The sequence below is a fragment of the Mycobacterium scrofulaceum genome, assembly GCF_001667885.1.
GTDB lineage: Bacteria > Actinomycetota > Actinomycetes > Mycobacteriales > Mycobacteriaceae > Mycobacterium > Mycobacterium scrofulaceum_C.
On record NZ_LZJW01000103.1, the window covers coordinates 20118 to 36253 of the forward strand.

12 protein-coding genes and 1 pseudogene are annotated in these 16136 nt (G+C 69.8%); 4 read left to right on the forward strand and 9 right to left on the reverse strand.

The window, feature by feature from the left end; genetic code table 11:
• A complete protein-coding gene (mshB, locus tag A5681_RS16455) occupies positions 1-903 on the reverse strand; it encodes an N-acetyl-1-D-myo-inositol-2-amino-2-deoxy-alpha-D-glucopyranoside deacetylase (protein WP_067276964.1) in 903 nt (300 codons plus the stop codon).
• A 78-nt stretch (positions 904-981) separates the two neighbouring features.
• Here mshB and A5681_RS16460 point away from each other — a divergent pair, with 78 nt between their 5' ends.
• On the forward strand, positions 982-1587 hold the full coding sequence (locus tag A5681_RS16460) for a TetR/AcrR family transcriptional regulator (RefSeq protein WP_067276969.1): 606 nt from the start codon (positions 982-984) through the stop codon (positions 1585-1587).
• Between the two features lie 9 nt (positions 1588-1596).
• Here the strand turns inward: A5681_RS16460 and A5681_RS16465 are convergent, their stop codons facing one another.
• From A5681_RS16465 to A5681_RS16495, 7 genes are all read right to left on the reverse strand, one after another.
• A complete protein-coding gene (locus tag A5681_RS16465; RefSeq protein ID WP_197498621.1) occupies positions 1597-3486 on the reverse strand; it encodes an ABC transporter family substrate-binding protein in 1890 nt (629 codons plus the stop codon).
• 45 nt (positions 3487-3531) lie between these two features.
• Positions 3532-5421 carry a translational GTPase TypA gene (gene typA / locus A5681_RS16470; RefSeq protein WP_067276976.1) on the reverse strand — a complete coding sequence of 630 codons (1890 nt, stop codon included), beginning with the start codon at positions 5419-5421 and terminating at the stop codon, positions 3532-3534.
• 159 nt (positions 5422-5580) lie between these two features.
• Positions 5581-6306: a respiratory nitrate reductase subunit gamma gene (gene narI, locus A5681_RS16475; RefSeq protein ID WP_067276978.1), complete on the reverse strand. Its 726-nt coding sequence runs from the start codon at positions 6304-6306 to the stop codon at positions 5581-5583.
• Positions 6299-6955, reverse strand: a complete 657-nt coding sequence (gene narJ / locus A5681_RS16480) for a nitrate reductase molybdenum cofactor assembly chaperone (protein WP_067276980.1) — start codon at positions 6953-6955, stop codon at positions 6299-6301. Before narJ ends, narI begins: the two co-directional genes overlap by 8 nt.
• A complete protein-coding gene (gene narH, locus A5681_RS16485; protein ID WP_067276983.1) occupies positions 6952-8568 on the reverse strand; it encodes a nitrate reductase subunit beta in 1617 nt (538 codons plus the stop codon). Before narH ends, narJ begins: the two co-directional genes overlap by 4 nt.
• A complete protein-coding gene (locus tag A5681_RS16490; protein ID WP_067276986.1) occupies positions 8569-12252 on the reverse strand; it encodes a nitrate reductase subunit alpha in 3684 nt (1227 codons plus the stop codon).
• A 408-nt stretch (positions 12253-12660) separates the two neighbouring features.
• A complete protein-coding gene (locus A5681_RS16495; protein WP_067276988.1) occupies positions 12661-13065 on the reverse strand; it encodes a (deoxy)nucleoside triphosphate pyrophosphohydrolase in 405 nt (134 codons plus the stop codon).
• 24 nt (positions 13066-13089) lie between these two features.
• Between A5681_RS16495 and A5681_RS16500 the strand changes: the two genes are divergently transcribed.
• Positions 13090-13374 (forward strand): 4a-hydroxytetrahydrobiopterin dehydratase, encoded by a 285-nt coding sequence (locus A5681_RS16500; RefSeq protein WP_067203848.1) that lies wholly within the window; start codon positions 13090-13092, stop codon positions 13372-13374.
• Here A5681_RS16500 and A5681_RS16505 read toward each other — a convergent pair.
• Positions 13371-14645: a mannosyltransferase gene (locus A5681_RS16505; protein WP_082968392.1), complete on the reverse strand. Its 1275-nt coding sequence runs from the start codon at positions 14643-14645 to the stop codon at positions 13371-13373. The genes A5681_RS16500 and A5681_RS16505 overlap by 4 nt on opposite strands.
• Before the next feature lie 190 nt (positions 14646-14835).
• Here A5681_RS16505 and A5681_RS16510 point away from each other — a divergent pair, with 190 nt between their 5' ends.
• Both A5681_RS16510 and A5681_RS16515 read left to right on the forward strand, forming a co-directional pair.
• Positions 14836-15507: a hypothetical protein gene (locus A5681_RS16510; protein WP_067276993.1), complete on the forward strand. Its 672-nt coding sequence runs from the start codon at positions 14836-14838 to the stop codon at positions 15505-15507.
• 50 nt (positions 15508-15557) lie between these two features.
• Positions 15558-16085, forward strand: a pseudogene (locus A5681_RS16515) (hypothetical protein); the annotation flags it as partial.
• Positions 16086-16136: the final 51 nt, after the last annotated feature.

Consider the following 16136-nt stretch of genomic DNA (forward strand, 5'->3'; position numbering starts at 1 on the left):
CTACCGTGTGCCGGCCGTACCGAAACCGAGCCCGGCGAGCAGGTCCGTCTCCCAGCCGCGTTCGTCGCGCTCGCCCGCCGTGCCGGCGGCCAGCACGTAGTGTTCGTCCGCCAGGATCGGCAGCGCCATGTTGTTCGACAGGGCGCAGGCCCGGCCGGTCGGTCCGACGACGACCTGGGTGGCGTGCGCGGCCAGCGCGGCCCGCTTCGCCGCCCACGCCGCTACGGCGGGCTCGACGACGGCGTCGATGTCGGCGTCCGCGTACCCGAAGCCGAACTCCTCCTCCGGCGGGATCGTCCACTCGGGCAACAGGTCCTCGGGGCCCAGCGCGCGCATGCCCGCCAGGAAGGTGCGGGTGGCGAACACCGACCAGTAGAACTTCGGCACGGTCCACGGCTCGCCGGGGAAGTCGTCGGAGCCCGCGGCGGCGACGGCGCGCGTCGTGACGGTGTGAGTGTGGACGTGGTCGGGGTGGCCGTAGCCGCCGCCCGGGTCGTAGGTCACGACGACGTGGGGGCGGTGCTCGCGGATGGCGGCGACCAGCGCGCCGACGGCCTCCCGCTCGTCGGCGTCGATGAACCGCTGGCGCTGCCGCCGGGGCGTGCCCCGCATGCCCGAGTCGCGCCAGCGTCCGGCGCCGCCCAGGTAGTGCGGTTCGCCGACGCCCAGCTCACGCAGCGCGGCGGAGAGCTCGCCGATCCGGTAGCCCCCCAATTGATCCGCGCGATCGACGGCCAGCTCGGCCCAGCGTTCGCCGATGACCTCGCCCTCCTCGCCGAGCGTGCAGGTGACGACCCGCACGTCCGCCCCGCGGGCGGTGTAGTGGGCGATGGTGGCGCCGTTGCTGAGGCTCTCGTCATCGGGATGCGCGTGGACGAACAGCAGCCGTGGAGTCTCAGGCATGACGGCACCCTACCCGCCGCCGCCGGCCGTTGCGGTCTCGTCGCGGCCGATAGGAACGCGTGCGGCTACTATCAAGGAATGCCGCAGCTCACCAAGACCGCCCCGGCCGGCGGCAGGAGCCGCCGACGGGGCGAGGTCCTCGAACGGGCGCTGTACGAGGCGACCTTGGCCGAGCTGGCCGAAGTCGGCTACGGCGGGCTGACGATGGAGGGGATCGCGGCGCGCGCCCACACCGGCAAGGCCGCCCTCTATCGCCGGTGGACCACCAAGTGCGAGCTGGTGCACGCCGCGCTGGTCCATACTTTGCCGCCGTTGCCCGAGGCGCGGGCCGGCCGGTCGGCCCGGGACAACCTGCTGACGGTCTTCACCGCGCACCGCGACGTCTGCGCCGGCAAGACCGCGTTCCCCGGCATGGCCACCGTGAACCAGCTCCTGCACGAACCCGAGATGCGGGCCATTTTCGCCGACGCGGTGGTGGCTCCCCGCCTGCAGATCGTCGAATCGATCCTGCGAGCCGCCGTCGAGGAGGGCGACCTCGATCCGGAGCTGATCACCCCGCTCACCGCGCGGATCGGCCCGGCCCTGATCAATCAGCACTTCCTGCTGACCGGCTCGCCGCCCAACCGCCGGGAGCTCGCGCTGATCGTCGATACCGTGATCCCGCCGCGGACCAAGCGGGACTGAACGGGCCCGTCAGGGCCCGGTCTTGATCCATTGGCCGGCGTCTCCGACGATGCCGACCGGCACCGCCCCCGTCAGGCTGACGTTCTGCACGCTGGGGCCCGCCGCGACGATCGTGGTGTCCTGCAGGATCGGCAACACCGTCGACATGTTCCACAGCCGCGGCTCGACCGCGGTGATCACGTCGTTGATGTTCTTCGTGCCGTTGAGTGCGGCGTCGATGTTGGACTGGACGCTGCGATCGCAGATCCCGGTGAGGTTCGACGGCGCCTGCACCAGGGCGTTGGGGTCCGGCGGCCGACTCGGCGGGGACGACGTCGGCGTGGTGGCCGAAGTGCTGGACCCGGTGGTCGGCGGCGCGGTCGACGAGGGCGCATTGGTGGTCGGCCCGGTGGACGTCGGCACCTGCGTGGCCTGCAGCGCCGGGCAGCCGTACCGCGAGGCCAGCCGTGTCGCGAGGTTTCCGCCCGCCTGATGCCACCCGACGATCGCGTCGACCTGGTTGTTGTTCAGCGCATCGCGATACAGCGTCACCGGGTCCAGCGCCAGCACGCTGGCGGCGATGCCGACGTTGCGCAACTGGTCGGCCGCGGTGTTGGCCACCGCGACGGAGGTCGGGTCGTTGGCCGCCACACCGATGACCATCGACAGCTGCTGACCGTCCTTGCTGATCCGGCCGCGGATGACCTCGGGTGGCCCGGTGTTCGGCGGCGTCGGAGCCGGCGACGCGGTCGCGTTGCCCTCGACCTTGTAGCCGGCCCCTTCCAACAGCGCCAGCGCCGCCGGCGTGGTCATCGCGGGCGGCGCGGTCGGCTCGTAGCCGGGATCGCTGGGCGCGCGGATCTGCGCCTGGTCCAGCGTGACGGTGTTGTCGCTGCCCGCTCCCACCGCCGCGAGCAGGTCGACGTCGAGCAGCCCCAGGATCGCCTTGCGCACTTGCGCGTCGGACAGCTTGGGCTCGTTGGCGCGCAACGTGAGCTGCATGATCCGCGGCGTCACGATCCGGGCGGTGCGCACGTCCGGGATCGCGGACAACTGGGCGAAGGCCGCCGATCCGCCGTGCACCTGGGCCACCTGCGTGTCGCCGTTGCGCACCGAATCGGCCAGCGCGGCCGGCGCCCCGGCGCGCCGGAACAGGATGACGGCGGGCTTGGCCGGTGATCCCCAATAGCGGTCGTTGCGGGTCACCAGGATCTCGTCGCGCTGCGGATCGATGCTCTCCACCCGGAACTGGCCGCCGGTCACGGGGAGCGATCGGGCCAGCCCCGCCGCGAAACCGCCCGGCACGTCCTTGACGATGTGCGCCGGGAGGATGTTGCTGAACAGCTCTTTCCACGACGGATACGGTTGGGCGAACGTGACCACCGCCTGCTTGCCGCCCTCGAGCGACTGCACGCCGGTGATCAGGTCGTAGCCGGCGGGATCGACGACGCCGGGCTGGCTGACCATCTGCCGCCACAGGTACCAGAAGTCATCGGCGGCGATCGGGGCGTTGTCGGTCCACTGCGCCTCCGGCCGGATCTTGTAGGTCACCGTGAACGGGTTCTGGTTGGTGACTTCGGCGGACTCCAGCAGGGTCGGGTCCATCTCCCAGCGCGAGCCCGTGGGCGACGCGGGGTCGGGCACCGGCCGGAACGCGCTCGGCAGCACCAGCGCGCTGATCGCCGCGTTCACCGGCGACAGGTCGGACAGCAGGTGCGGGTTGAAGCCGGCGCCGATCGAGTCGATGCCCATGATGATCTGCGTGGGCCGCGGCGGGGGCGGGGGCGAATTGTGCGGCGTGTCGGTGCTCTGCGGCGCCGGCGGGGGGTTGACCGTGCAGGCCGCCAGCGCCAGTCCGGTCAGCGAGAGGAGCACGCCGACCGTCACGAAGAAACGGCGGACTCGTCTCGGCATGCCGATCAGGGTAACGAGCAGCTGCCCAGCAGCCCGCCCAAGCACGCGCGATTAACCCCGGGCCTTGGCCCGCGCCCGGCTGCGGGCCCGGGTCGTGGCGTCCAGCTCGACCTTCCGGACCCGCACGATCTCCGGGGTCACCTCGACGCATTCGTCCTGCGCGCAGAACTCCATGGCCTGTTCGAGGTCGAGCTCGAGCGGTTTGGCCAGGGTTTCGATCACGTCCGCCGTCGACGAGCGCATGTTGGTGAGCTTCTTCTCCCGCGTGACGTTGATGTCGAGATCCTCTGCGCGGGGGTTGATTCCGACGACCATGCCCTCGTAGGTGTCCTGTCCGGGCTCAACGAAGAACTGGCCGCGGTCGGCCAGCTGGATCATCGCGAACGGAGTGATGACGCCGGACCGGTCGGACACCAGCGAGCCGGTGTGGCGGGCCCGGATCTCCCCCGCCCACGGCCGGTAGCCGTCGAAGACGGCGTTGGCGATGCCGGTGCCGCGGGTGATGGTGAGGAAGTCGGTGCGAAAGCCGATCAGGCCGCGGCTGGGCACGATGAAGTCCATCCGGACCCAGCCGGCCGCGTGGTTGGCCATCTCCTCCATGCGGCCCTTGCGGGCGGCCATCAATTGCGTGATCGCGCCGACGAATTCCTCCGGGCAGTCGATCGTCATCGCCTCGAACGGCTCGTGCAGCTTGCCGTCGATCGTCTTGGTGACCACCTGCGGCTTGCCGACGGTGAGCTCGAAGCCTTCCCGGCGCATCTGCTCGACCAGCACGGCCAGGGCGAGCTCGCCGCGGCCCTGGACCTCCCACGCGTCCGGCCGGCCGATGTCCACCACCCGGATGGACACGTTGCCGACCAGCTCCTGGTCGAGGCGATTGCGGACCATGCGCGCGGTCAGCTTGTGCCCCGACACCTTGCCGGCGAGCGGCGAGGTGTTGGTGCCGATGGTCACCGAGATCGCCGGTTCGTCGACGGTGATCCGGGGCAGCGCGTGGGCGTGGTCGGGATCGGCCAGCGTGTCCCCGATCATGATCTCGGGCAGCCCGGCGACCGCGACGATGTCACCGGCGATCGCCTCGTCGGTGGGGCTGCGCTCGACGCCCTCGGTGGCGAGCAGCTCGGTGATCTTGGCGCTGGTGATGACGGGCACGCCGTCCACCTCACGCATCCAGGCGACCTGCTGACCCTTGCGCAGCTTGCCGTTGTAGATGCGGATCAGGGCCAGCCGGCCCAGGAAGGCGGACGCGTCCAGGTTGGTCACCAGGGCCTGCAGCGGCGCCTCGGGGTCTCCCGACGGCGGCGGGATGTGCTCCATCAGGACGTCGAACAGCGGGTCCAGGTTGTCGCCGGCGGGCACCTCGCCGTCGGCCGGCTGGGTGGTGCTCGCGATGCCCGCCCGGCCGGAGGCGTACAGCGTCGGCAGGCCCAGCGCGTGCTCGGCGGCCTTGGCGGCTTCGTCGTCGAGGTCGGACGCGACGTCGAGCAGCAGGTCGTGGCTTGCGTCGACGACCTCGGCGATGCGCGCGTCGGGCCGATCGGTCTTGTTGACGACGAGGATCACCGGCAGGTGCGCGGCCAACGCCTTGCGCAGCACGAACCGCGTCTGCGGCAGCGGCCCCTCCGACGCGTCGACCAGCAGCAACACCCCGTCCACCATGGACAGGCCGCGCTCCACCTCGCCGCCGAAGTCGGCGTGCCCGGGGGTGTCGATCACGTTGATGACCGTGACGGTTCCGTCCGGGTTGCGGCGGTGCACGGCCGTGTTCTTGGCCAGGATGGTGATGCCTTTTTCCTTTTCCAGGTCACCGCTGTCCATGATGCGTTCCTGGGTGTCGTCGCCGCGGTGAGTCAGGGCGCCCGACTGCCGCAGCATCGCGTCCACCAGGGTGGTCTTGCCGTGGTCGACGTGGGCGACGATGGCGACGTTACGGAATGGCACGTCGGTGATTGTGGCAGCGCGGGGCGGTCAAAGGCGAACTGGCAGGTGCGGCCCACCGGTCGTCCGGTGTGCGTTCAGGGCGGCCCGGCACGGCGTGTCGTCGCCCTGGACGCACACCGAAAGCCCAGGACGCACACGCGATGTTGGCTGGCCGAGCGCCTACCAACCCGGGCGGCGGGGGGCGGTGCCGACCAGTTCGCCCTTGGTTTCGCGGCTGCGGTAGACGATGTAGGGCCGGAACAGATAGGCGATCGGCGCGCTGAAGATGTGCACCAGCCGGGTGAACGGCAACAACGTGAACAGCACCATGCCGATCAGCGCGTGCAATTGGTAGTCCAGCGGGGCGTTGATCATCACCTCGCCGTGCGGCTGCAGCAGCCAGATCCGGCGGAACCACAGGCCGACCGTGTAGCGGTAGTGGAACTCGCCGCCGTGCGGGCCGGTGCCGATCAGATCGCAGTACAGGCCCACCACGATGGCCAGCACCAGCACCACATACATCACCTTGTCGCTGCGGGTGGTGGCCATGGTGACCGCGGGCCGGGTGAACCGCCGGTAGATGAGCAGCCCGATTCCGGCCAGGGTGGCCAGACCGGCAACCGATCCGGCGATCACCGCCTGCATGTGGTAGGCGTAATCGCTCACTCTCAGCATGTGCGTCACGCGCGGCGGGATGAACAAGCCCATCACGTGTCCGGCGAAGACCGCCAAAATCCCGAAATGAAACATCGGGCTGGCCACCCGCAACAACTTCGACTCGTAGATCTGCGAGGAGCGCGAGGTCCAGCCGAACTTGTCGTAGCGGTAGCGCCACCAGGTGCCGACGATCAACACCGACAGCGTGACGTAGGGCGAGATGTCCCAGAACAATACGTTGCTAAACACCTGGCGCTCCTTCGGATCGGGGCGGCACGGTCAAGTTAAACGGTTGCAGCCCAACGGCTTCCGCGGGCGGACCGGCCTTCGCCAGGCGCTCCGCGCGGCGCACGTCCTGGTCGGTCGCCGCGGGCAGCGTCGCGCACACCGCCGCCACGGTGGGCTCGTAGGGCGACTCCGCGTCGGCGAGGGCGCCCCGCAACACGTCGATCGGAACCCGGTGCTCGGTCAGCAACCGCCGGCCGGCCGCGGGGTCGACGGTGGCGGCGAATTCGAGCACGACGGGCAGGTGGTCGGGCGCCTCCGAGCGCGGCGGCTGCACGCCGGCTTCCCGGTAGGTGGCGGCGAACTCGACCATCTCGCGCCCGCGGTTGCGGGTGTCCCCGGCGGTCCAGTAGGTCAGGTACATCGTGCAGTGGCGCCGCATGTCGAAGGTCGCGACGTAATCCATCGCGGCGGCCATCGGCTCGCGCGCGCGCAGCGCGGCGAGCGTCCGCCCGAGCAGCGCCGAGGCGGGCCCGCTGATGTGGCCGAGCAACTCGCCGACGGTGTCCAGCCGCCCCGGCAGTTCGTCGTCCGGGTAGGCCAGCAGCAGCGATGCGGCCTGCCAGACCAGCCGGTCCTGCAGGGTGTCACCGCGTGCGCGGCGCAGCCTCATTGCCGCTGCCCTTCGGGAAACATGCCGGCGGGCACCTGGCGCCCGTCCCAGTTCAGCAGGTTCACCCGCGGCCGGCCGTTGCCGGCCGCCTCCCCGTCCGGGTGCTTGAGCGCGTGGAACGTCTCCACGGAAACGGGCACCGGCTCACCCGACTCGTACATGCCCGGGCCCCCGTCGCCGGTCAACGAGCAGCCCATCTCCTCGAGGTCGCGAGCCTGCGCGCCGAACGCCGTCGGAATGACGTACCGGTCTTCGTATTTCGCGATGGCCAGCAGCCGGTACATCTCGTAGATCTGCTCTTCGGTCATGCCGACGGAATGCGGTATGTGCGGCTGGGTTTCGCGGCCGAGGTTGATGTCGCGCATGTAGGAACGCATCGCCGCCAGCCGCCGCAGCACGCCCTCCACCACGGCGGTGTCCCCGGCGGTGAACAGCTCGGCCAGGTACTGCATGGGAATGCGCAGCGCGTCCAGCGCGCCGAACAGGTTGCCCAGCTCCTCCCCGTCGTGGCCGTCGCGGCTCACCGCGTCGACCACCGGCGACAGCGGCGGGATGTACCAAACCATCGGCATGGTGCGGTATTCCGGGTGCAGCGGCAGCGCCACCCGGTAGTCGTTGATCAGCGCATAGACCGGGGAGCGCTGGGCGGCCTCGATCCACTCGTCGGAGATGCCCTCCGCGCGCGCGGCCGTGATCACCTCGGGATCGTTGGGGTCCAACAGGATTCGGCGTTGCGACTCATACAGGTCGGTCTCGTTCTCCACGGACGCCGCCTGAAGCACCCGGTCGACGTCGTAGAGCACCAGGCCCAGGTACCGGAGCCGCCCCACGCAGGTCTCCGAACAGATGGTCGGCAACCCCACCTCCATCCGCGGGTAGCACAGCGTGCACTTCTCGGCCTTGCCGGTCTTGTGGTTGAAATAGACCTTCTTGTAAGGACATCCGGAGACGCACATCCGCCAGCCGCGGCAGCGGTCCTGGTCGACCAGCACGATGCCGTCCTCGCTGCGTTTGTACATCGCGCCCGACGGGCACGACGCCACGCAGGAGGGGTTGAGGCAGTGCTCGCAGATCCGGGGCAGGTAGAACATGAAGGTCTCTTCCAGCGCGAGCTTGACCTCCTCGCTGACCTTCTTCAGGATCGGGTCACCGGAAAGGATCTCGGGCGACCCGCCCAGGTTGTCGTCCCAGTTGGGCCCCCAGGAGATCTTCATCGGTTCGCCGCTGAGCTGGCTCTTCGGCGCGGCCGTGGGGAACGTGTCCCCCGCCGGCGCGGTGGTCAGGTTCTCGTAGTCGTAGGTCCAGGGCTCGTAGTAGTCGTCGATGACGGGCAGCCTGGGGTTGGCGAAGATGCGCAACAGCTTCTGGATGCGGCCGCCGTCCCGCAACCGCAGGCGACCCTTCTTGTCGCGTATCCAGCCGCCGCGCCACCGCTCCTGATCCTCGTAGGTGCGTGGATAGCCTTGACCCGGACGGGTTTCCACGTTGTTGAACCACACGTACTCGGTACCGGAACGGTTGGTCCACGCCTGCTTGCAGGTGACCGAGCAGGTGTGGCAGCCGATGCACTTGTCGAGGTTCATCACCATCGCGAGCTGAGCCATGACCTTCATCTAGTACGTCACCTCCTGGCTGCGACGGCGCACGACGGTGACCTCGTCGCGCTGGTTTCCAGTCGGTCCCATGTAGTTGAAGGCGAACGCGTGCTGGCCGTAGCCCCCGGCGAGGTGGCTGGGCTTGATGCGAACGCGGGTCAGCGCGTTGTGGTTGCCGCCGCGCTTGTTGTTGGTTTCGGTGCGTGGCGTGTCGACGGTGCGTTCCTGCACGTGGTAGACGAACACCACGCCGTCGGGCATGCGGTGGCTGACGATGGCCCGGCACACGTAGATGCCGTTGGCGTTGACAGCCTCGACCCAATCGTTGTCGCGGACTTCGAGTTTGGCCGCGTCGCCGGGGCTCATCCACATCGTCGGCCCGCCGCGGGACAGCGAGAGCATGTAGAGGTTGTCCTGGTAGGTGGAGTGGAACGACCACTTCGAGTGCGGCGTCAAATACCGCACGGTAAGCCCGATCCCGTCCGGGGTGGGGCCGAGCTCGGGCTGGCCGAACAGCCGCGTCATGTCGAGCGGCGGACGGAACACCGGCAGGTGCTCGCCGAGCTCCTCGACCCAGTCGTGGGCCAGGTAGAAATGCATCCGCCCCGTCAGCGTGTGGAACGGTTTGAGGTTTTCGATGTTGATGGTGAACGGCGCGTAGCGGCGCCCGCCGGTTTCGCTGCCCGACCATTCCGGGCTGGTGATCACCGGGACCGGACGCGCCTGGGTGTCGGCGTAGCTGATGCGGCGCTCTTCACTGCCCTCGGCCAGATGCGCCAGCCGCTGACCCGTGCGCTTCTCCAGCTCGCGGAAGCCCTCGACGGCGAGCCGGCCGTTGGTCGTGCCGGACAACAGCAGCAGCACATCGGCCATTCGCGCCGCGGTGGTGATGGCCGGACGACCCGCTCCCGCACCGGAATTCATCACACCGAACTTCGCGGACAGGTCCTCGACCTCGCGGAAAGGATGCACCGTGATGCCCTTGGTGGTGACCCCGAAGGTGTCGACGAGCGGCCCCAGCGTCTGCCACTTGTCGTAGATGGCGCCGTAATCGCGTTCCACCACGGTGAGCCGGGCCATGCTGCGACCGGGTACCGGGGTCGCGCCGGTGTGCAGCCAGTCCTCCTCGGTGCCGTCGGGGTAGGCCATCGCGTCGGGGGTGTCGTGCTGCAACGCGGTGAGGACCACGTCGCTGCGGGTGCCCAGGTGGTGCTTGGCCAGCGCGCTGAAGGCGCGCGCGATCGCGCCGAAAGCATCAAAGTCCGAACGGGTTTCCCAGGGCGGATCGGTCGCGGCGCTGAACGCGTGCACGTACGGGTGCATGTCCGTGCTGGAGATGTCGGCCTTCTCGTACCAGGTCGCCGCCGGCAGCACGACGTCCGAGACCAGCGTCGTCGAGGTCATCCGGAAGTCGATCGACATCATCAGGTCGAGCTTGCCCTCGGGGATGTCGCCCTCGCACACCACGTCGGCGGGCGGTACCCCGTCGGCCGGCGGCTCGGCCTGGACGTTGGAGTCGGTGCCCAGCAGGTGGCGCAGGAAGTATTCACCGCCCTTGCCCGACGAGCCAATCAGGTTGGCCCGCCACACCGTGAGCACCCTGGGCCAGTTGACCGGGTTGTCGGGATCGGTGACGGACAGCTTGAGTGTGCGGTCGCGGAGTTGCTCGGCGACGTAGTCGGCGACGTCGCGGCCGGCGGCGCGGGCCTCGTCGGCGATGTCCAGGCTGGAGCGGTCGAACTGCGGATAGAACGGGCTCCAGCCCATCGCCGTCGCCGACCCGAGCAGGTCCATCGTGTGCTTGCCCGCGAACCGGCCGCGGCCCAGGGGGCTGGCCAGCTTGTCCGCCCCGTAACCGTCGTAGCGCCACTGGTCGGTGTGCGCGTACCAGTAGGACGCGCCCGGCACCTGCCGCGGGGGGCGCACCCAGTCGGTGGCCATCGCCATGGTCTGAAACCCGGTGAGCGGGCGCACCTTTTCCTGGCCGACGTAATGGGCCCAGCCCCCGCCGTTACGGCCCATCGAGCCGGTCAACATCAGCAACGCGAGCACCGCCCGGTAGATGGCGTCGCCGTGAAACCACTGACAGATCCCGCTGCCCATGATGATCATCGACCGGCCGCCGGATTCCTCCGCGCTGCGGGCGAATTCCTTGGCGACGCGGATGGCCTGTGCGGCCGACACGCCCGTGATCGCCTCCTGCCACGCGGGGGTGTTCTGCTGGGTCGGGTCGTCGTAGCCCGTGGGCCACTCGCCGGGCAGGCCCGGCCGGGCCACCCCGTACTGGGCGAGCATCAGGTCAAAGACGGTGCAGACCAGGTGCTCGCCGACGCGGCGGACCGGGACACCGCGCGTCACGGTGGCGCCCTCGCCGTTGACCGTGTCGAAGCTCGCCAGGTGGACCAGTGCGGTGTCGCCGTGCGGGTTTCGCACGCTGAGCGCCGGCATCAGGCCGCCGAGATCGAGGTTCCACTTGCCGACGCCGTCCTCGCCGTAGCGGAATCCCAGTGAGCCGTGGGGCACCACCACCGAATCGGTGGCCTCGTCGAGCACCGCCGGTTTGAGCGCCGCGTTCTCGACGCCCCTGCCCAGGTCGGCCGCGGTGAGGTTCTTGCCCGGCACCAGCATGTCGCCGCGCTGTTCCAGCTTGATCAGGAACGGCAGATCGGTGTAGCGGCGCGCGAAGTCGGTGAAGAACGGAACCTCTTTTTGCACATAGCATTCCGAGAGGATGACATGTCCCATCGCCATCGCCAGCGCCCCGTCGGTGCCTGCGGCGCATGGCATCCACTCGTCGGCGAACTTGGTGTTGTCGGCGTAGTCGGGGCTCACGGTCACCACCTTGGTGCCGCGGTAGCGCGCCTCGGCCATCCAATGCGCGTCGGGGGTCCGGGTGATCGGGACGTTGGAGCCCCACATCATCAAATACGCTGCGTCCCACCAGTCTCCGGACTCGGGCACGTCGGTCTGGTCGCCGAACACCTGCGGCGACGCGACCGGCAGGTCGGCGTACCAGTCGTAGAACGACGTCATGGGGGCGCCGATCAGCTCGAAGAACCGCGACCCGGCGGCGTAGGACACCATCGACATCGCCGGGATCGGCGAGAAGCCCGCGACGCGGTCGGGCCCGTAGGTCTTGATGGTGTGCACGTGGGCGGCGGCGATCAGCTCGGTGGCCTCGGCCCAGGTGACCCGGACCAGTCCCCCTTTACCGCGGGCGCGTTGATAGCGGCGCCGCCGCTCGGGGTCGGCCTGAATGTCGGCCCACGCCAACACCGGATCGCCCAGCCGCGCCTTGGCTTCCCGGTACATCTCGACCAGCACGCCCCGGGCGTAGGGGTAGCGCACCCGGGTGGGCGAGTAGCTGTACCAGGAGAACGACGCGCCGCGGGGGCACCCGCGCGGCTCGTACTCCGGCCGGTCCGGGCCCACCGAGGGATAGTCGGTCTGCTGGGTCTCCCAGGTGATGATCCCGTCCTTGACGTAGATCTTCCAGGAGCAGGAGCCGGTGCAGTTGACCCCGTGAGTGGAGCGCACCACCTTGTCGTGGCTCCACCTGTCGCGGTAGAACACGTCGGCCTCGCGGCCGCCCTTGCGCGTCACGGTGCGCAGGTCGGGCGAGATCTCGCCGGGCGTGAAGAACCGCCCGCTGCGCTCCAGCAATTCCTCGAGCGCTCCACCAACGTGTGGTGTGACAGTCAACAGGTACCCCTTCTACTCCGTAGCGTCGCGCGTGATGCCCGGGCCGGCGGTGAGGCCCGGGGCGCGTGGTGCCGGGCTGCGCCGCACAGCGGCCCACCGATTCATCGGCCGGCACGAACCCGGGACGGCCTGGCCGGCGGCCCGTGGCCTGTTGAACGATCGCGCACCGGCGTCGGGCGCGGGAGGAGGCCCAACACCTCCGCCGCGCGCGGCCCGATATCGAAATCCTTTGGTCAACATGGGTTTTAGGCACCTAGAAACGTCCGGGGACGGTGTCATCACGCCGTACGACGTAGGACGCTTCTAGGTCACGTAATTCTTACAAGTACACGTTGGGGTTATATCTCAAGTTCACCTTGGCGACCTTCTACGCGGCTGGGCGTCGGCTGCGGAAAAGCTGTGGGCTTGTTATGAGGCGGCCGTGGACAACGCCCGCACCAGGTCAGGGACCCAGCCGCGGTCGGCGGGCACCCAGTCGACGCCGGGCAGCTCGTCCGCGGTCACCCAGCGCACCGCCCGATGGTCACGCGCGTGCGGCTCGCCGTTGACCAGCCGCACGCGGTACGCCCGCAGGGTCATGCCCTCCAGCGCGATCTCGTCGCCCAGGCGGTCGCCCACCGCGACGTCGCCGATGTCGAGGCCCAACTCCTCGGCCAGCTCCCGGGCCAGCGCGGCCCGCTCCGTTTCGCCCGGCGCGACCTTGCCGCCCGGCAGTTCCCAGCGGCCGGCCAACTCGGGCGGCCGGAGGCGTTGCGCGACCAACACCGTGGTGCGGCGGATGATCGCGCCCGCGACGACGATCTGGGTCGGCATGGCCAGACGGTATACGGTCGAAATATGGCTGTGTTAACGGATGAGCAGGTGGACGCCGCACTGCCCGATCTCAACGGATGGGAGCGCGTCGACGGAGCGTTGCGCCGGTCGATCAAGTTCCCGAGCTTTCTCGCCGGCATCGACGCGGTGCGCCGGGTGGGCGAGCACGCGGAGAGCAAGGATCATCACCCGGATATCGATATTCGTTGGCGGACAGTGACTTTCGCCTTGGTGACGCATTCCGAGGGCGGCATCACCGAGAAGGACGTCGCCATGGCGCACGACATCGACGGAATCGTCGGGAGCTAATCCTTCTGCCCTTCGTCGAGCGTCACGCCAGCGTGACGTTCGGCGCCGGCGGTCACGCTGGCGTGACGCTCGCCGGTGGCGGCGATCCAGATCAGCGTGGCCACGGCCGCCACGATGTAGACCAGACCGGCCCAGGCCAGATACCACGGGCGGCTGATCTGCCAGATGGTCGGTTGCGCGAAGCTCAGCAGCCACGGCACGCCGACGATGGTGAGCGCCAGCCAGCCCCAGCCCACGATCGGCGCGCCGCGGCGCTCGCGGGCCGGCCCGTGAATCGCCCAGATCATCAGCGGCACCAGCCACACCCAGTGGTGGGTCCAGGAGATCGGGGACAGCAGCAGTCCGAACAGCTCGACCACCAGCAACTTGCCGAGCCGGTCGGACGGGTCCAGCGCCCGCCAGGCCAGGACGGCCACCACCGCGGTGGCGCCGATGGCCGTCAACACCAGCGGGCCGAAGCCGGCGTCGTGACCCAGGATCCGGGAGATGCCGCCACGCCAGGACTGGTTGAAGGAGGTGGCGACGGGCCCCACCCGGTGCGCGTCGCCCAGCAGCTTCGTGAAGTAGTAGGCGGTCTGATCGCAAACCACCAGCGCCGACACGCCGATGGTGGCGAGGAAGACCACGGCGGAGAAGGCCGCCGCGGCCCACCGCCGCACGCCGACCAGGTAGACACCCGAGATCGCGGGCGTCAGCTTGATGCCAGCCGCCACGCCGACCAGCAGCCCCGACAGCCACCACCGCGTCGTCAGGACCGCCCATAGCACCAACAGCATCAGCAACACGTTGACCTGCCCGTAGTCGAAGGTGCTGCGCAGCGGCTCGATCCAGATGGTGATCGCCGTCCACCCCATGGCCACGCGGCGGCCGTCGGCGCCGGGCGCGACGCCGATTAGGCGCTGGCTGATCCGCACCGCGCCGTACAGCGCGGCCATCGTCGCGATCTGCCACGCGAAGGCGACCAGGCCGAACGGCAGCAGGCTCAGCGGGTAGAACACGACCGCCGCGAACGGCGGATAGGTGAACGGCAGCGGGAAGTCCGGGGTCTGGTCGGCGTAGACGTAGCTGTACAGCGTGCCGGGGTGGTCGATAGCCGCGGCCCCGCCGAGGTAGACGTGCAGGTCGACGAAGTTCGCGCCGTTCGGCGCCAGGTAGGTCCAGCCGAGCCGCGCGGCGACGCTGAAGAGCAGCAGCGCCGGTGCGGCAGCCCGCAGCAGACTCGCGAACCGCCGGCGATCCGATGCCGCCGGGGCGGCCGAGGTGGTGTCGATGAGCCGACTTTAGCGATCGCGGCGAGCCGGGCGGACGCCGTCGCGGCCAACGGCCTGGTCGGCGGGCGTTCGGTCACCGCCGTCACTCGTATCAATAACGATCAAATAAATGCCACACGTGTCACTTGAGTCCCACCAGTATCAACGTAACTTCGGCGCTGGACCCCGTAATCCACAACCAGGGAGAGTCATGCCAACCATCTGGACTTACTTGCGTGCAGCGGCCGTCGTAGTCGGTTCGTCCGCAGCCCTACTCACGGGCGGTATCGCCCACGCCGACCCCGTGCCGGCTCCGCCGATCCCGAACATTCCGCAGCAGCTGATCAGTTCGGCGGCCAACGCGCCCCAAATCCTGCAGAACCTCGCCACCGCCCTCGGCGCGACCCCGCCGGCCGCGCCGGCCGCCCCGGGCATCACCTTCCCGGGTGTTCCGTCGGCGGCCGCGCCGTCACCGGCGACCAACGCGGCGATCCCGTCGATCCCCGGGCTGGCGCAGGCACCGACGCCTTCCGCCCCGTCGACGGCGCAGGGCCTGCAGGGGCTGATCCCCGGCCTGACGCAGCCGGCACCCGCGGCGCCCGCCGCCCCGGCCACGTCGTCCATTCCCGGACTGCCGGCCATCCCGGGGCTGTCGACGCCGACCGCCCCCGCCACCCCGCCGACCCCGCAGATTCCGCAGGCGAAGGTCGACATGCCGGCGTTCCTGCCCAACATGCCGGTCAACCTGCCCGCGCAGATGACCCTGCCGCAGGACCTGCCGGCGCTCGCCGGCGCTCCCGCGGCGCCGGCCGCCCCCGCGGCGCCGGCCGCGCCGGCCACCGGGGCCAACCCGGTTGCCCCGCTGCTCGCCGCCCTGCCCTGAGTAATTAGCCAGACAGCAACGCCAACCCCCTACTGACCGGAGGACACACCGTGGCGACCACTTGGAATCTGTCCAAAGGATTGGCCGCTGTCGTGACGGCATCGGCTGCCGCGTTCGGGTTCTGCCCGAGCGCGGCAGCCGACCCGGCGACACCGCAACCGAATTCGACTCAAGAACTCCCGGGCCTGCCCGCGCTGTCGCAGCTGAGCCCGATCATCCAACAGGCCGCCAGCAACCCGGGGCAGGCGACTCAGCTGCTCATGGCGGCGGCGCAGGCCTTCAGCCACAACCAGGGCGCGCCCGGCGAGTCCCGCAACGTGGCCCAGTCCGTGAACCAATTCCTGACGATGCCGGGCACGCCGGCCGAGCCCGGCGCGGCGCTCCCCGACGGCGCACCGGTGCCGCATGTCCCCGCGGCGGGCGTCGAACCCGGTGCGCAGGCGCACCTGCCGACCGGCATCGATCCCGCGCACGCGGCGGGTCCCGGACCGGCCGCGGCCCCGTCGGCGGGATTGGAACCGGGCACCCAGGCGCACCTGCCGGCCGGGATCGACCCGGCCCACGCCGCCGGCCCGAGCAGCTGAGTCGCCTGCCCCGGGTTGCTGGCGGCCTGTTGGATGATCGGGCTC